A 15249-nucleotide genomic window follows, 5' to 3' on the forward strand; every position below is an offset into this window, starting at 1 on the left:
GGCGGACCCGACAACTGTCAACAATGCCAACGTCCGCCCAACACGGCACTTTGTTTCGGAACCGAATTCGAACCAGTGATATTGACTCAAATCGCAGTGTTTGGAGTGCGGGTGCATGCTTACCGAGCCTGGCGTTGGCCGGCTGTCCTTCATTGAATTCCAAATGCCCACGCTGGTGGAGAAGCCGCCCAAGGGCGGCGGATGGATTCATGAGATCAAATACGATGGCTATCGCACACAGCTGGTCATTCAGCCGGGTGCGGTGCAGGCCTTCACGCGAAACGGCTTCGACTGGACCGACAGATACACCCCAATCGTCCGGGCTGCGGCTCAGTTAAAGAACGCGGAGCGGGCTATCGTTGATGGCGAAGCGACAGTGTTTGGTGCCACAGGGCGTCCTGATTTCCAGGCGCTACGCCGGGAACTAGGAAAGGCCGAGTCGACGAGATTGGTTTTCCACGCTTTCGATCTCCTTCATCTCGACGGCAAGGATCTGCGGGAGGCTCCGCTGCTGGAACGCAAGCGCGCCTTGCAACGTCTCTTGAAGAGCGCGCCCCCGGCACTCGTGTATGTCGATCATCTGGAAGGCGACGGTCCAACCATGTTTGAGCACGCGTGCGAAATGGGCCTTGAGGGGATTGTTTCGAAGCGCGCAGATTCCCCTTATCGCTCCGGCCGGCAGGACAGTTGGCTCAAGCTCAAATGCGTCAAGAGGGACAATTTTCCGATTGTGGCCTTTGTCGAAAAGCTTGGCGCGAGGCCGCGCAGGATTGCCTCGCTTTATCTCGGCCGCCGCAAGGGCAATCGCATCCGCTATGCCGGCAAGGCGCAGAGCGGCTACAGCCTCACCGACGCACGTGAAGTGCGCGAGCGCTTGGACCCGCTAATCGTCGACAAATCTCCGCTCGCCGAGCCGATAGACAAGCCCAAGGCGACTTGGGTGCAGCCGGCCGTTGAGGCTGAGATCGAATATGGCGGGATCACTGATGACGGGCTGCTGCGGGAAGCGGTGTTCAAGGGCCTGCGCGACGATCTGAGCCCGCCGGCCGGCGCGTCATTGGTCCGCAAGACGCCGCCGTCCAATGAAAGTTCCGGCGTCCCGCGCGAGAACATTCTACAACTGCTGCCCGACGCTATGGTGCCGTCGAAAGAGGAGCTGATCCGATATTGGAAGAAGGTGGCGAAGAAAGCTCTCGTCCATCTCGGCCGGCGGCCGCTCAAGCTGGTTCGCCACTCGAACGGGGTCACCTTCTATCACAAGGGCAGATTGCCCGACGTTCCGGATACCGTGCACCAACTGCGTGTTCAGAAGCGCGAGGGTGGAGAAGGCGTGAGGCTGTGGGTCGATGATCTTGATGGGCTGCTTGGTTTGGTGGAAATAGGCGCTGTCGAGCTGCATCCCTGGAACACCACCGTCGATGATATCGAGCATGCCGATCGGGTTGTCATCGACCTGGATCCTGGCGAAAGGGTCGAATGGGAGATGATCGTCGAGACGGCTCTGAAGGTCCGGGACATGCTGCGTTCGGAAGGACTCGATAGCTGGCCGAAGGTGACCGGCGGCAAGGGCCTGCATGTGATGGCGCCTCTGCAGGCCGTGATCACCCACGACGCCGCCCGGCAGTATGCCCGCAGGCTGGCGCAGCAACTGGCCAGCAAGCACCCCGATCGCTATCTCATCTCGGCCGCGCCTTCCGGCCGCTCTGGGCGCATCTTCCTCGATTATCTCCGCAATGGGCGCGGGAACACGGCAGTCGGTGCCTATTCGCCGCGGGCTCGTCTAGGCTTTCCGATAGCTGCTCCGGTTAGCTGGAATCAGGTTGAAAAGGGGATCGCACCGGACGCGTTCACACTGCAAAGTCCTTTCGCGTAACGCCGATGACCTGAGAACAATGCATCCAACAAGAGGCGCGCTCCCTTGTTTCGCGCCGTCTCAGCATCTAGCCTGCACCTTCCAGTTGAGGGGCGGGTATGAAACAGAATCAGGAAGGCAATGGGCGATCATCCATAGGCAGCGCATTGGCCATCGGGCTTTTGATATCGAGCATATCTCTGGGAGGGTGCACTACAGTTTCAACTAGCGGTGCGGATCGATGGCTTACGAAGCCAAATTTTGACCGGGTTAACAACGCCATGGCTAAGAAAGGCATGATGCCGGCAGCAATCGACTGCCGGTTCGATAGCACAGCTCCGGGCAAAGCGGCCTATGGATCAAAAGTTACGTGGAAACCTGTCCCCAGAGACATTCGCTGGGTAATGCATGTCGGCACTCCCGATTACGTTGCGAGCAGTGAAGCTAAATCACGCGCAATCGGCCTTCATCGCGTGTTTTCGAAAAGGGTTCGTGACAAGGCAACGGGTCAAGTAGTTCAGTGTTCGATCTCGACGAATTGATCCTCTTGGCGGTGCCGACCATCTGGTAAGGACTAGACCTTACGGTGCCAATGGTGGGAGTCATGGTGGGTGAGGCGTAATAGGCACGTGAATGGGTGAGCGCGCGCAAGGTGGTGAGCGGTATGACGAAGGTAGCCTATGTGTGTCTGGTTGCGAGTGTGCTTTCGGGGTGCGTCGCTCAACCTCAATTCTCGGTCGATGGAACGCCATACTACGGGCATGACCCTGACGTTCAGAAGATGATTCGGATGGGAAATGAAGGGCTCGTGCCCATATCAGTCTCATGCAAAATGCCCCGGTCAGGACCGACTGCCAAATTGCCAGACGGCGTCCAGACAACGACCCGATGGACGAAGGCGCCGAAGCCGTATCCGGGATGGACAGTCGTCATAGGAAATTCTGCTGGAGCTAAAGCGGAACGAGCGGTGGCAATAGCAAAGGGGTATCACAAGGTATCGAGCGGCAGCTTTTACCAGTCCGTAGCCCGCAAACAGATGACCTGTGAGCTTTGGCGCGGCCAGTAGCGAGAACTCACGGCGTCTGTCCCGACCCACATAAGGTGCATCGGCTACCGCCAGCGCACATCTCCCAGACCTGCGACTGCCTCGGAGGGCGCAAGACGGCTTGCGTCGCACGCTCTGTCACCGACCGTTGAATTTCGGGGCTCCCGCCAAACTGCTGCAAGATGTTGAGGTGCTATCATGACCGACCCGCGCGCCTCATAGCACGAGCAATTGCAAGCTGCGCTCCGACTTTGGCGTTTTCCTTCTGGGTCATGCTGTCGGCTGCGATGAGCCGCTTCAACGAACGCATGATCTCTCCGCGCGTCCAGCCGGCCTCCGGCATGCAATCGACGATCGCCTGAAAGCATTTGCCAACTGGCAGTCGATATGGCGACCGGGTGGGCCAAACAGAAAAATAAGCGAACGTCCTACGTTAAAAGGCCAACACAAACAGAAATACTGAAATAAAAGCGGTTACTATGGGACTATCAACATCCTAGTTCTTATTATCCACTCTCATTGAGGGTTCATTTCCTTCCCCATAGAATTCCTTACTTCCATCATCGGATTGTCTCGGCCGAAATCCCATCCTGTGCGGTAATAAAAGAATAAATCTGACAACAGAACGCGGAGATCCATATCGTGACCGTAAACCACACGATAATGTAATTGTATCTAAGCAAAGTAAAAAATGCTACCGGTCACCCAGGTTTACTTTACGACTTTTATGATTATGGTGACGTAGGCGAACCCGCCGCCGATCAATGAAGAGCGTATCCTTACCCTGTCCATTCCAACAAACCCCGGGTTAGGAAGGTAGTGTCCAAGAACGTGTGGTATCTTTAGATTGTAACATTTGCTGTCTTTTGAAACGTTTGGCAACGCAGGTGCTTTAGTGAACGTAAAAGTCCCTTGTTTAGGTGGGATGGACAGCAAGACTTTTGGGTAGCCGAAGAATTTGCAAGCCGCATTCATATGCGTTGTCTGATAAGTATCGAGGACGTTCCCTGTGTGGACGGTGCTAGTCCAGCTAACGCTATCGCCGTTCTTCGGACGCTCGATACCCGGCGTTATGCCATCGGGTGACTTCATTTTGGCATTCGAAGGAGAGGCTGGCAGCAGAGCAGCTACAGAACAAGCTATCGCAGTCGTCATTCTCCAATCGCGGGTCATGCGTCCTCAAAAAAGCATTTGTGGGTTCATATTTCCAGGCAGGTTGCGCGACGCCGTTCCAGCCCCAGGACGTTCACTTTGCATGTTCGGAGCCGCTGGGTCGAGCCGCCCAGGGGGGTCCGGCCAGACGCGTTCACTTGGACAGCCCATTCTGACCCACGCACGACGACCTCTCCTAAAGAGCGGCAGCAATCGCGAGGTGTTTGTCCCAGACGCGAAGATTACATAGCTGCATCGGGCGATCACTCCGGTGGCGGCGCCGGCAGCTTGATGTCGGTCCGGTAGAACCAACGTATTTTTAGCTCTGCCTCCTCGGAGAAATAGACGGTCGAGCAGCCCAGCTTTCGGTTCCTGTATTCTGGAATTTCAAGCCAGATCGTGCAGCGATACCATCGCGGATCGACGTCGGGTTGTGCCTCCAATACGAGATGACCACGGTGTTGACACCATCCAGCACCTCTTCGCGCAGCTGGTGACAACCTGAATGCCGGGGATTCCCGAGTTGATGCGCCTTGCCGCGCCAAGGCGCGTATGGCGCCGTTCGCTCGTATAGCATGCCATTTGCGTAGACCGCGTCTCTGTGCATGACCACCACGCCTGTATCGCGCTTGATCACGGCGTCCCAAGTCGCCTGAAAGATGGGTATCTTGGCGAGCGCTTCATTAGCCGTGGTCAAGGGATGACATGCCGGCTCTTCAAGGCGCGGACCGTTGCGCGGCTCCGCATAGGACGCCGAAGGTAAACACGCCGCGCCGGCGGCAAAGACGAGGAATCGTGTGAGCAGGCTCATCTTCGGAGTAAAGCACTTCCCCTCGAGCACCGCGAGATGGAATCCCCGGCTGAACTTACTCCATATCCGGCACGTCGCCGCTGGCGAATAGCAGGGTCGGCGGGCGGGTAATCGCCAAGCGCCTGGTTCGCATCGCGGCTCAAAAACGGTTACGCCAATGTGTAACCGTGGACAGTTCGCCTTCATCGTCGGTCGGCGCAGACGGCACTTCCCCACGTTTCTTTCTCCGAAATGGTGAGATACGCTGCCGCCACATCAAGGGGGACGATCTTGAGCTCATTCTATCGCCGTTGCATGTCCACGGTTATTGCAATCACGATCCTGGCCATGGGGGTTCTGCTGGCTGCGGCCGAAGACTTGAAATACGCAAACGATAAGCCGATGACTTTCAAAGTCTTCGATCACCCCCCTGCAGTGCGTGTGTTGTGGTCTTTGCCAGCGGCGAGGTTGCCGACACGACGATCGAACGTTTCCAAGAGGCGCTCGACCGGCTGGAGAAGACCAGCGAGTGGTCACGCGCAAAGGCGAGAACGGGCGCTGGACCGCAATTGATCCTGCTTCTCGATTCTCCCGGCGGCCTGGTCAACCCAGCCTTTTCCGTCTCGCGGCAGCTAAGGATAAATGGCGCCATGACCGCCGTGGCACGGCCGTCTGTGACCTTCGCGACAGACGGGGCGCTGGACCCATCTTCATGCAACTCGGCTTGCGGCCTCATGCTTTTGGGCGGCAAGGTGCGGTTTTCGCGTTTACTGTCCAATATTGGCCTCCATCAGATTCGTCCGGCGGTCGAGCAAAAGCTAAGCTATACCCGCGAAGAGGTTCTGCTCTACCTTACAGTTTTCAAAGAAAGTGCCGCTGCACTTTCTCGCCATCTCGCTGAGATGAATATAGACCCGAAGCTGCTGCTCTATATAATGCAAGCGCCCGATGACGAGATGGGTTTTCTCGGCTATTCGGAAGCAAAATCGCTTGGAATAATCGATGCCATATCCGACTCTCTGAACGATATACTTCTTTATCCCTCATAGAGTGCTCTCGGCAAGTCAACGCCAATGCGATGGCTGCCTCTGCTTGGCGAAGCGCCATCCTGCATCCTTGCCGCAGTCGGGATGCTCACCTATGATGCTGAACGCCCGGACATGCGACGGGCTCTATTGCACCGGGAAGGCGGATCAGCTCGTCGCTCATCGGGATGCTTTCAAAGCAGCGACCCTTGTGCAGGTGCCTGCAGCGGAACTTTGATCTGTGTGGCAGGCTTCTCGACGATGACGAGAGCCTCGTCGGCCGCCGGCCTCTGCAGCCCTTTCGCTTCCGACCATGGCGCTGTCAGCCAAGTCTCGGCTTCCTCTCGCGTGGTCAGGATCACCGGCATTGCCTTCTCGTGGATCGGTCTGATGAGGGCGTTGGGAGCCGTTGTCAGAAAGCCGCAGAGCTCGTGATCGCCGGACCCTTCCTTGACCTTTCGCACCCGTTGCCAGCGCGTCCACAGGCCCGCGAAGAAGAATAGCGGCCGGTCCTCGTTGAGGGCGAACCAGAAGTTCAGCTGAATGCCCGTCTCGGGGTCCTTGTCACCGGGCGTGGGGCTGGGCTCGGCGAAGCTCGTCACCGGGACGACGCAACGGTGCTCGATGCCGACATATTGCTGCCAGTGCCCATATTGAGGGTTGCGGATATTTGTTGTGCCGGAATCGGCGTTGCCTTTGACACGCTCTGGCGGCGTCGGCATTCCCCAGCGCGGCTTGGCAAGCTCGCGCGTCCCGTCCTGGGCATTGCGGACGACCGGGCCGAACTGGTTGGGATAGATGTCGATCGACGGCTCAAGGTTGCCCAGGAGATCGCGCAAGGCTCCGGTCCATTGGCGGGATCGCCTCCTGGCTGGTGGTGATGTTGTAGAGGTTACACATGTCGTCGCCTTAGTTGCGCAGGGCCTGGGGAACGCTCAGCGGCCCGAGATCGAGAACTCTCTTGTATTCGCCCGTCCGGCGCCAGATGCCGCGTGCGTGGCCGTTTTCCCGATCGCGCTTGGGATCGAACATCATGCCTCCGAAGTGGTCAAGGAACAGCTGTGCGGACGCCGGATCGGCGAAGCAATAGAGCCGCCAGTTCTCGTATTTATGATCCGGCCATATCGCCTGCACCTGCCTTGTCATCAGGACCAGCGCGCGCGCTTCGCAAAATTCGCGGATCAGCGTGAAGCTGTGCCGTGCACAGGTCATCGGGCAGCGCGATCTGATAAGGCCACTCCCGGTCGATCCTAGCCGGCGAGGGCCCTCGGCTGCGCATGCATCAGTGCGGTGCTGCGGGCTTCCTTTTGCTTTCCCTCAGATAGATATCGGTCTGTTCGCGCATCGCGTCTGAAAGCGATAATGCCAGCTCCAAGCTTTCCGGGTAGATCGCTAGAATCCAAGTGGCCGTAAGTTCAGCGATCGCCTGTTTCTGACTGACATCAGATAGGCCGCGCATTTGCTTTGCCATCTTGATGACGGAGCGATGTATGGCAGGCCGTTCACGCCTCACCGTTGCGTAGATTTCGGGCTGCTCGGCCGCAGTGACAGTGATCGATTTCATTGCATGTCTCCATATTGCCCATAGTGAACAAAAAGAGAACGACAGAGTCAAGGGCCTCTTGACCCGAGAGGAATATGTTCCTCATCTCTAGGGATGCCAGAACAACCCGAAAAATGGCCGAGAGGCGCGCCATGGACGTTGATGCATGCCCACAACGCGGGGCAGGTTGCCCGCCTTAGCTGTGGCCTCTGCAACATCAAGCGTTTCTATAAGCCGCTGGAATTGCGAGAGGTGATTGGCAACGTCACCATCGACCAAGTGCGGGCAAAGGTCCGTTGCGAAAAATGCGGCCGCAAGGAATCGATGCGAGCCGAGCTGTTCCACCCCGTCGGGCAGGAACTGGAGACCATCCGTTTCCGACGCCTGGTCGAGATCAGATGGGAGCGGCGTGTGGTTTGGAGGGATGAATAGGCCAAGCGCTGGCGAAGGCGGTTTTGCATGGGGGACCGTTCGCGGTGTTGATCACGAGCTAGCCCGTGCCGCTCCTTCTTTTCAGGTGACCCTAAGTCCAAGACCCAATCACTCTGAACGACCGAGTTCGGGTCATCTCGGATCTAACGCCCAGAGCTGACGACGCCGTTTAGCTCCGTGCCCATCAAGCCCGTCTTAGAACGTCGTAATTGGGTAAGATATTGTTGAAAAAGTCCGACGCACCGCGAAGTCGCCACCGATAATAGAATCCCGTTCCACCGTGGCGCATTGCATGGAATCAGGATTCACCTTTGGGGTCTTCTCGGAACGCCATTCTACGCAAATGCCATAGGTTGCCGCGACGCGGACTTTTTCAACAGTATCGGTAAGAAAGGTGCCGTTCGGCTCATCTGCCAGAACGAGCAGGTCGCGCCCCATCCGGGCCTTTGCCAATGATGCCGCGAAGTTCGTCAGGCCGTCGCCCGACGCACTTCCGCTTACAGCGCTATCCGATGTCGACAGCCTAAACATCAAAACGGGCCCTCAACGCGTCAACGTGCGCCACCACTGCCGGCGATCCGCTCGTTCGCCAAGCATGCAGGACCTCTCGATAGCTGTAGGACCGAAAATCCACTTCGCAGCCCTCAACTAATTTTGCGAACTGAAGGATTTCAGCAAGATGAGCATCGTGGGCATTTGTCGACACAGCCATACCATCCGGCCACGCCATCGGCTGAGCATAAAGATAGACGAGGATCGGCGCTCGCTTGCTCGCAGTTCTGTGCCGCTCAGCTTCGCTCCTCAAGCCAAATGCATGCTTCACCAATTGACCAGCGTCGAGATGACGGAACTGTTGGCCCTCGTTAATGCGGTCCCGAACTCGCTCAAAACCAATCATGTTGTCGCCCCAGACATGTCGATCATAGGCTTTTGACAACAGTTCCTTGCTCTTGCGGGACCTAAACGGCTCGTAGCGTTTGGATTCGATACCTACCAAACAGTCGTCAGTCGTGATTAGCACGTCCAGGCACGGGTGGCGCCCACCAGACCAAGGGAAGCGAATGGTTGCTTCCAGCTCGATTGACTGCACGGAAGAACGCCAGGACGAAGCAAATGGATCTGGCGGAAGTTCGTCGCTTCGAGTGAGGAAGAATCCGAATGTGTTAGCTACCAGGGCAGCCGAGGATGCGGGATTAACGAACTTCCCGCTATCGATCTCATTGCCTGGTGCCTTGGCATAAGCAGCCTTAATCAGGTCGATAGGAAGTCCAGGGAGAAGGGCGTTTTGCATTCTGCATCGTAGACCTATGCCCATAACTTGTTGTGAATCTCCACGACGAAATGAGAGCCAAAGTCACGGGCGTTCCTTAATTCTTGTCAGCTACAACCTGCGCCAGCGTCGACGGAGTGCACGATGGGATCGAGCTCGTCGTGTGCCGCCACGGCGAACATCAATTTTGATTCCCATCAAAAGAGACCGCCATGTTCCTTATTCAAAGAACTCAGAACCGCATCAATCGTTTGGAGGAACGTCGCTTTGCCGAGTTGGGACTCAACGAGCGAGCGCACCTTCAGGAGTGGTTGGCCAACATGCCGGCGGCATTGGGCGAAGACCTCCTCATCATCCAAAAAGAGTTCGATGGTTTCAACGACACTCGCGAACGCCTTGACCTTCTCGCCCTAGATAAGAAGGGGCAACTCGTCATTATCGAAAACAAGCTCGATGACTCAGGACGGGACGTCGTCTGGCAGGCAGTAAAATATGCGGCCTACTGCTCCAGTCTGAAAACGGCGCAGATCATAGAGATCTACCAGCTTTACCTCGACCGCCACTGTGGCGGCGGCAACGCAGTAGAGCGCCTTTGCGAGTTCCTGGAAATCGACGACCTTGTGGATGTGGTGCTCAACAGCCGCAAGAGCCAGCGCCTGATCATGATTGCTGCGAAATTTCGAAAAGAGGTAACCGCTACGGCTCTTTGGTTCCTCGACCATGGCATTAGCACACAGTGCTTCAAGGCTATCCCATATTCACACGGCGCTGAGCTTTTCCTCGACATTCGGCAGATCATTCCTGTTCCGGAAGCCGAAGAGTTTATGATCAGCATGTCATCGAAGGATAGCGAGGAGAGAACTGCCCAGGGCGCTCAAAAGAGCCGCCACGTGATCCGACTGGCTTTTTGGGACCAGGCGCTGGATGCGCTCAGACATCGCCAGGTCAGACTGTTTCAGAACATCAACCCCTCGCAAGACAGTTGGATAACCGCGGGCTGCGGCATCTCATCATGTCATTACGCACTGATTTTCGGCAAGCACGAGGCCCGCGTCGAGCTGAGCCTGCAGCGACCGAATGCCGATGAGAACAAATGGCTGTTCGATCAGCTTTATCAAGAGAAGGAAGCGATCGAGCGCGCCTTCGGATCCGAGCTGACGTGGAAACGACTGGATGACATAAAGGCAAGTCGGGTCCAGTTTTCGAAGGGCTTCGACGGCTATAATCGGGAACATTGGTCGGAAATCACCAATTGGATGATCGAGAAGATCGTCCCATTCGAACGAGCCATCAAAGCTCCACTTCAAAGGCTAGCCCTGGAGCTCAGGTCACTTGAACTTGACGGCACGACTGAAGCCTCCGACACATTGTCGACCGCATCAGAATACGGTTTCCAGGCCAACTGAAGCACGCTCCCCTCGTCTTGCCGTTCTCATTGCAAAAAAAATGCCGGGCTGTTCGAGGAAGTTGGCAAGATTGGCGAAGCGAGCGTCTGAGCGATCTGGTGCGAAAAACAAATTCTTTGAGATGGACCAGCTCGACGGTGTCGTCATGCGGATTCAGCTCAAGCAGACCGGTTCCACGAAAATGCAACGACTAAATAGGAGCTGCCGTGTCAGGCATGGTGACATTTAGACAGCGCGACTACATGCGTAAGCTGGTGGCTGATCTTGGCACTAGGCGTGATGCCGTCTGCGCCGCATATGCTCAAGCTGAACGAGATGGCGTTGTGCTCCGCAAGCGCAACTCAAGCAATCATACGCCGGAAGACTACGCTGCCCGCCTATGGCTGGACGGCACCGCAAAAGGGTGGCTGACTCCGGGCTGACCTATCCGGCTGCCGACTATCTCCGATAAGGGCTATTGCAAGGTGACGCTCGTGCCCGCTTCCAAGGACATGGATCCCCATTGGCAACGTCCCATCGGCCAGTCCCGATGCGACGACCGACACTTTAAACCGGCCCTCCCGGTTCTTGTCGAAGATCGCGCTCACAATGATGTTGGCGTCAGGGTCGACCTCGCCGCGATGCAGGAGCCGCCTCGCTCGATGCGGAGCGCTTCTCAGGAGTGATCTCCCGCAGATACCGCTCAAATAGCATGCGGACCGTCATCTGTTCGGCGGGGCGCGGATCCCGCAGGCTGCCGCTACGATCGAGCTCGGCCTCAAGCTTACGCGCCCACCTCTCTGCATCAGACTTCGCATCGAAGGGCGCGCGGCGGAATACCTTTACGTCTAACCTGCGCTTGCCATTTCCCTCGTAGCCACCGGATCGTCGCCATGAAGCACCTCCTTGGTTTGTGCCTCTGACGCGTAGGACGCCCCTCAGACTCCGCCAAGGAGGGTTCCGGGTCGATTGTGATCAGATCGTGTCGCGAGCGTCTGGGGCGCTCTATAGGGCTTCAGGAAGCGCTATCGGGCACCAGCAGGATCAAGGACTTTTAGGAAGTCTGAAAGCCGGAGAGCGCTGCATTAATTAGGCAGGGATCTTTCCCACACGGGCAGCAAAATGGCGCGCGGTAAGCTAGATAGCCTCCCACACGCCATTATCCTTAACAGAAGGTGACCACCCCCTCAGAGTCGCCGAGGAGGTCACGATATGCCACTATATGACTGTCTCAATACCCTTAGACATAGCTACCTCCTGAAGTTGGCAAATCCTACACCACTCATTTGGGAAGACAATAGGGCGGTTCAATGGCACCCAAAATTCAAATTTCGATACAAGGTGGCGGTGCTAAGTTCGTTAACCTGCTACCCGCAGTGGACGCGGCCCTCCAAGTTCATAACGATAAAATCCTAACGATTAGTAGGGTCTCAGGTTCCTCCGCTGGAGCGATCGCGGCGGCTCTTATAGCGGCAAAGGCGGATTTCTCGAAGCTAGAGCAAGTTCTAGCTGATTCGAAGCTCCAAACGTTGGTAGGCTCGCTGAACTCGCGCCTGGATGAAATCGCCGACAGCGGACGTCTCAGCAGATGGGGCGGCACATACAATCTCCTGAGGGATACACTGCAAGGACTACCTGTGGAGGACATCCAGAAGCTTCGCTCTGTCCTCGAGCATATCTTTATGGGGCTTTGCGGCTTTATCCCTAGCGACTTCACAGATCTTAAAGAGAGGACGGGGATAGAACTACTGATTACTAGTTCAGATATAATAAATCAACGCGGAAGGGTCGTATCAAGCGGTTCAGTTGTGGATGCTATACTTAATTCGTCTGCACTTCCGTTCTTCTATCGCAACTTTAAAGACCTCGCATCAAATCCTGTTGTTGACGGCGGCGTATGCGACAATCTCCCGGTTCAATATCTCATGGCCGGGAAAGCCACTTATGGAGAGATCTTTGCAATTTGTCTATCGGAGCAAGGGGCGATTGGCGGGACCGGATATCCTGTGCCATCCAATGTATTTTCATACGCCTGGGCAATATGGTCCGCCGTTCAAAACGATGCCATCAGAAGGACGCGAGAGCTCCTTAATAGCGCTCACTTGATCGATATTAAAACAGATATTAAGCTTACAGATTTCCGGATCGCTCTCCAATCATTGCGTTCTACAGAAAAATACGGCTTTATAAAAGAAGAAGCTTTGGTTAAATTTTTGGATTTCGCTAAACTTCAGTCATATGGCGACATATCTGAAAAAGTTACGGTAAGTGGACACATAGATACGAAAGAGATGATGAATGCCGTTTTCAAAATGTATAAGAGTGCTTTTGACAGGCATGAATATCAGATTGAAAGGTCGTCTTATGTTATAAGAGCGGATTGCTTAGACAAAATTAGCAGCACGAAATCCAGAAGGGCGGATCAGATTACGCGGGAGATCATAATTCGCCTACCGAAGGATAAGAACGCTGCAAAAGTAACCTGCATACGTAGTTTTATCGACATAGATAGAGGCGGGGCATATTGCACAACGCGATGGTCAGTTGAGTTCATCAAATCGCGTCGTAAGATTCGGCCCATAGTGATTCCTGCGGATGACCTGGATAGCAATCCACCAAAAGCGATTGATTGCTTGCTTTTCTTTGAGGAGCCCCTGGTTGGATCCTCACAAGACGGGTATAAGATCAGAATATCAAGCCATTATGCGAAGCAGGAGATAATGCTTCCCTTAGAACAAAAGGGTTCTGATTTTATATCAATCAGAAACTCACAGAATATCGCTTTTAAGCGACTAGACATTATACTCTGCACACCGAAATCATTCGGCCAGATCACGGTCTCTTCGGATCCCTCACGCTCTAACGTGGAGAAAGGCGGTCCTGTAAGAGATCCAACTATGATTGACGACTACCGCTTTTTACAAAGTGCGGACTATAACGTATTTGGCTACAGCGCCGCTGATGTTAAGCCCGGCGAGAAGGTCGGTGCACGTTTCACTCGCGCATACGATTAGAGGAGAGAACGTTATGCGTGGTATCGAGACTGTGATCTAGCGGCCAATGTCTGCCATGTAGATGCGTTTGGGGAGAGAGAAACGATCCTCGCGCTTACAGGAGCGAACGAATGCCTTCATTAATGCCTTCGACCTCGCGTTCGTTCCGCGCCTAGAGAAATCAATCAGGATTGAGGCTTGGTCCCGTCGAAGATTGGCTGGCGTTAGCTCATGCGGGTAGCTGCATGAGCCTCTGGACCACAGGATCGTCACCATAGTGCATCTCCATCGCTAGCAGCCGCATGACCACTGTTACCCGCACAACGCTCCACAACCTGGTCTGGACAAAACACATGGAGGAGGTCGGCGACGATCTCAGCGTTCCGACCGGAACGATCATCGCGCTCTGCCGAGAATACGATATTCCCATCCCACCTCCACACTACTGGCGGATGATTGCTAACGGTAGTCCGGCGAAACGCCGAGCATTGCCCACCGGCCAATTCAGACGAAATCAGCTGGTGCAGATCGGCAGCCACATGGAACCGGTGTTCAGCCAAGGCGGGCTGTCGACTTCTGGGGCCAGCGCCAAAGAACCAATTCACGCTACGACTCCAGTCGAGGTAACCGATCCTGTAGCAATCGCGATCCAGAAAGAACTGAGGCGGTCGACGGTGGCTGGCGATGTCCATCAACGATCAGGACTCACACGCGTCGATATAGGTCGCGACAGCATCCCTCGTGCTGCAAATCTGATCGCTAGCCTAAAGGCAGCCGTCGCAGAGCGGTTATGGAGCGTCGCCATAGATGCCCAAGGCGGCGTAGCGATCGACGGTGAGAAAGTCGAGCTGCAGCTGTCGGAAGGATACGCACTCAGCCCGCACACTCCTACCGCGGCAGAAATTCGCGATTTCCGGAGTTACGGCAGATCGATCCCTGAACACGATCACATACGGTCAGGCCTTTTGCAGCTTTCGATCACAAACGCGACCTATCTTGGCGTCAGGCAGAAATGGGCCGACGGTAAGCGCCAACGGATCGAGGATGTCCTAACGAGCTTCCTTGCAGGTATCGAGCGAGCGGCGGCCGCGCTAAAGCAAAGGCGGATCGAGCGTGAGGAACGAGAGCGGCAATGGGCGGAGGAGCAAAGACGCAGAGAGGAACAAGAGCGCCTGGAGGCGATCGATCGAGTCCGGGGCGCGCGCTTCAAAGAGCAAGCATCTGCCCATCAACAGGCGCGTCAGCTCCAAGCGTTTATCGAGGCTGTTAAGAGCCGGCTGATCCGAGGATCGGAACACGAAGCTGAAATTCAGGAATGGATCGCTTGGGCAGAAGACTATGTTGGCCGAAAGGATCCTCTCAATCGTGGCTTGCCCATCCTACTCAGCGACGAGGACGCTCTCAGACTAAGATGGCAATATCCGGACAGATAGGGGGCGAGTGGCGAGATCGTGCCACTGCCGGCGACGCAGGCGTTCTGAGATCGCGGGTTTCTTCGGACATCTAAGCCAGGCAAGCTCCCCCGGCTTTGATGGCGATTGCGCTAGGGACGCTTCGGAGGGCAGCGCTCAATCCAGCTGAGCTATGGGTGCCTTCAGGTCGACGGTCCGGAAAACGAACCGGCTGGTAACCGGCCAGCCACGGCTTCTTCGCGGAAGCCGGCGCGGGCTTCAAACGGCCAGGTGGAGTTTGCGCGAAATCCGAAGGCAGAGGTCACCGTTCGAATGGTTCCCTCGCGCGCAACGATTATACGACGCCTCCA

Annotated in this window: 11 protein-coding genes and 1 pseudogene; 6 read left to right on the top strand and 6 right to left on the bottom strand. The window is 55.9% G+C overall.

Going from position 1 to position 15249, the window contains the following annotated elements:
* Positions 1 to 115 precede the first annotated feature (115 nt).
* A complete protein-coding gene (gene ligD, locus NKI01_RS07470) occupies positions 116 to 1873 on the top strand; it encodes a DNA ligase D (protein WP_352962484.1) in 1758 nt (585 codons plus the stop codon).
* A 2495-nt stretch (positions 1874 to 4368) separates the two neighbouring features.
* Here the strand turns inward: ligD and NKI01_RS07475 are convergent.
* Positions 4369 to 4860, bottom strand: coding sequence for a hypothetical protein (locus tag NKI01_RS07475; protein ID WP_352962487.1), 492 nt, complete (start codon positions 4858 to 4860; stop codon positions 4369 to 4371).
* Between the two features lie 425 nt (positions 4861 to 5285).
* Here NKI01_RS07475 and NKI01_RS07480 point away from each other — a divergent pair, with 425 nt between their 5' ends.
* A complete protein-coding gene (locus tag NKI01_RS07480) occupies positions 5286 to 5888 on the top strand; it encodes a hypothetical protein (protein WP_352962490.1) in 603 nt (200 codons plus the stop codon).
* Between the two features lie 170 nt (positions 5889 to 6058).
* Here NKI01_RS07480 and NKI01_RS07485 read toward each other — a convergent pair.
* From NKI01_RS07485 to NKI01_RS07495, 3 genes and pseudogenes are all read right to left on the bottom strand, one after another.
* Positions 6059 to 6764 (bottom strand): annotated as a pseudogene (locus tag NKI01_RS07485) (SOS response-associated peptidase).
* Positions 6765 to 6773: 9 nt separating this feature from the next.
* Positions 6774 to 7076: a hypothetical protein gene (locus NKI01_RS07490; protein WP_352962493.1), complete on the bottom strand. Its 303-nt coding sequence runs from the start codon at positions 7074 to 7076 to the stop codon at positions 6774 to 6776.
* Positions 7077 to 7146: 70 nt separating this feature from the next.
* Complete coding sequence (locus NKI01_RS07495) at positions 7147 to 7428, bottom strand: hypothetical protein (protein WP_352962496.1); 282 nt, start codon at positions 7426 to 7428, stop codon at positions 7147 to 7149.
* 141 nt (positions 7429 to 7569) lie between these two features.
* Between NKI01_RS07495 and NKI01_RS07500 the strand changes: the two genes are divergently transcribed.
* A complete protein-coding gene (locus tag NKI01_RS07500) occupies positions 7570 to 7839 on the top strand; it encodes a hypothetical protein (protein WP_352962499.1) in 270 nt (89 codons plus the stop codon).
* Between the two features lie 195 nt (positions 7840 to 8034).
* Here the strand turns inward: NKI01_RS07500 and NKI01_RS07505 are convergent, their stop codons facing one another.
* Entirely contained in the window at positions 8035 to 8370 is a 336-nt protein-coding gene (locus NKI01_RS07505) for a hypothetical protein (protein ID WP_352962503.1), read from the bottom strand.
* Positions 8363 to 9130 (bottom strand): hypothetical protein, encoded by a 768-nt coding sequence (locus NKI01_RS07510; protein ID WP_352962506.1) that lies wholly within the window; start codon positions 9128 to 9130, stop codon positions 8363 to 8365. Before NKI01_RS07510 ends, NKI01_RS07505 begins: the two co-directional genes overlap by 8 nt.
* Before the next feature lie 191 nt (positions 9131 to 9321).
* On the opposite strand from NKI01_RS07510, the gene NKI01_RS07515 reads away from it, so the two are divergent.
* The 3 genes from NKI01_RS07515 (at position 9322) to NKI01_RS07525 (ending at position 14920) form a co-directional block, all read left to right on the top strand.
* Positions 9322 to 10515, top strand: coding sequence for a DUF4268 domain-containing protein (locus NKI01_RS07515; RefSeq protein WP_352962509.1), 1194 nt, complete (start codon positions 9322 to 9324; stop codon positions 10513 to 10515).
* Between the two features lie 1289 nt (positions 10516 to 11804).
* The gene (locus NKI01_RS07520; RefSeq protein ID WP_352962512.1) at positions 11805 to 13508 is read left to right on the top strand and encodes a patatin-like phospholipase family protein; all 1704 of its coding nucleotides are present in this window, start codon (positions 11805 to 11807) and stop codon (positions 13506 to 13508) included.
* Between the two features lie 281 nt (positions 13509 to 13789).
* Positions 13790 to 14920 carry a hypothetical protein gene (locus tag NKI01_RS07525; RefSeq protein WP_352962515.1) on the top strand — a complete coding sequence of 377 codons (1131 nt, stop codon included), beginning with the start codon at positions 13790 to 13792 and terminating at the stop codon, positions 14918 to 14920.
* Positions 14921 to 15249: the final 329 nt, after the last annotated feature.

The sequence above is a fragment of the Mesorhizobium sp. M0815 genome (assembly GCF_040319995.1).
GTDB lineage: Bacteria > Pseudomonadota > Alphaproteobacteria > Rhizobiales > Rhizobiaceae > Mesorhizobium.

Excerpts from the sequence above, each read along its gene's own strand:
- ligD (WP_352962484.1), top strand. The coding sequence starts at position 116 with ATGCTTACCGAGCCTGGCGTTGGCCGGCTGTCCTTCATTGAATTCCAA.
- NKI01_RS07475 (WP_352962487.1), bottom strand. The coding sequence starts at position 4,860 with ATGAGCCTGCTCACACGATTCCTCGTCTTTGCCGCCGGCGCGGCGTGT.
- NKI01_RS07490 (WP_352962493.1), bottom strand. The coding sequence starts at position 7,076 with ATGACCTGTGCACGGCACAGCTTCACGCTGATCCGCGAATTTTGCGAA.
- NKI01_RS07495 (WP_352962496.1), bottom strand. The coding sequence starts at position 7,428 with ATGAAATCGATCACTGTCACTGCGGCCGAGCAGCCCGAAATCTACGCA.
- NKI01_RS07500 (WP_352962499.1), top strand. The coding sequence starts at position 7,570 with ATGCATGCCCACAACGCGGGGCAGGTTGCCCGCCTTAGCTGTGGCCTC.
- NKI01_RS07505 (WP_352962503.1), bottom strand. The coding sequence starts at position 8,370 with ATGTTTAGGCTGTCGACATCGGATAGCGCTGTAAGCGGAAGTGCGTCG.
- NKI01_RS07510 (WP_352962506.1), bottom strand. The coding sequence starts at position 9,130 with ATGCAAAACGCCCTTCTCCCTGGACTTCCTATCGACCTGATTAAGGCT.
- NKI01_RS07515 (WP_352962509.1), top strand. The coding sequence starts at position 9,322 with ATGTTCCTTATTCAAAGAACTCAGAACCGCATCAATCGTTTGGAGGAA.
- NKI01_RS07520 (WP_352962512.1), top strand. The coding sequence starts at position 11,805 with ATGGCACCCAAAATTCAAATTTCGATACAAGGTGGCGGTGCTAAGTTC.
- NKI01_RS07525 (WP_352962515.1), top strand. The coding sequence starts at position 13,790 with ATGACCACTGTTACCCGCACAACGCTCCACAACCTGGTCTGGACAAAA.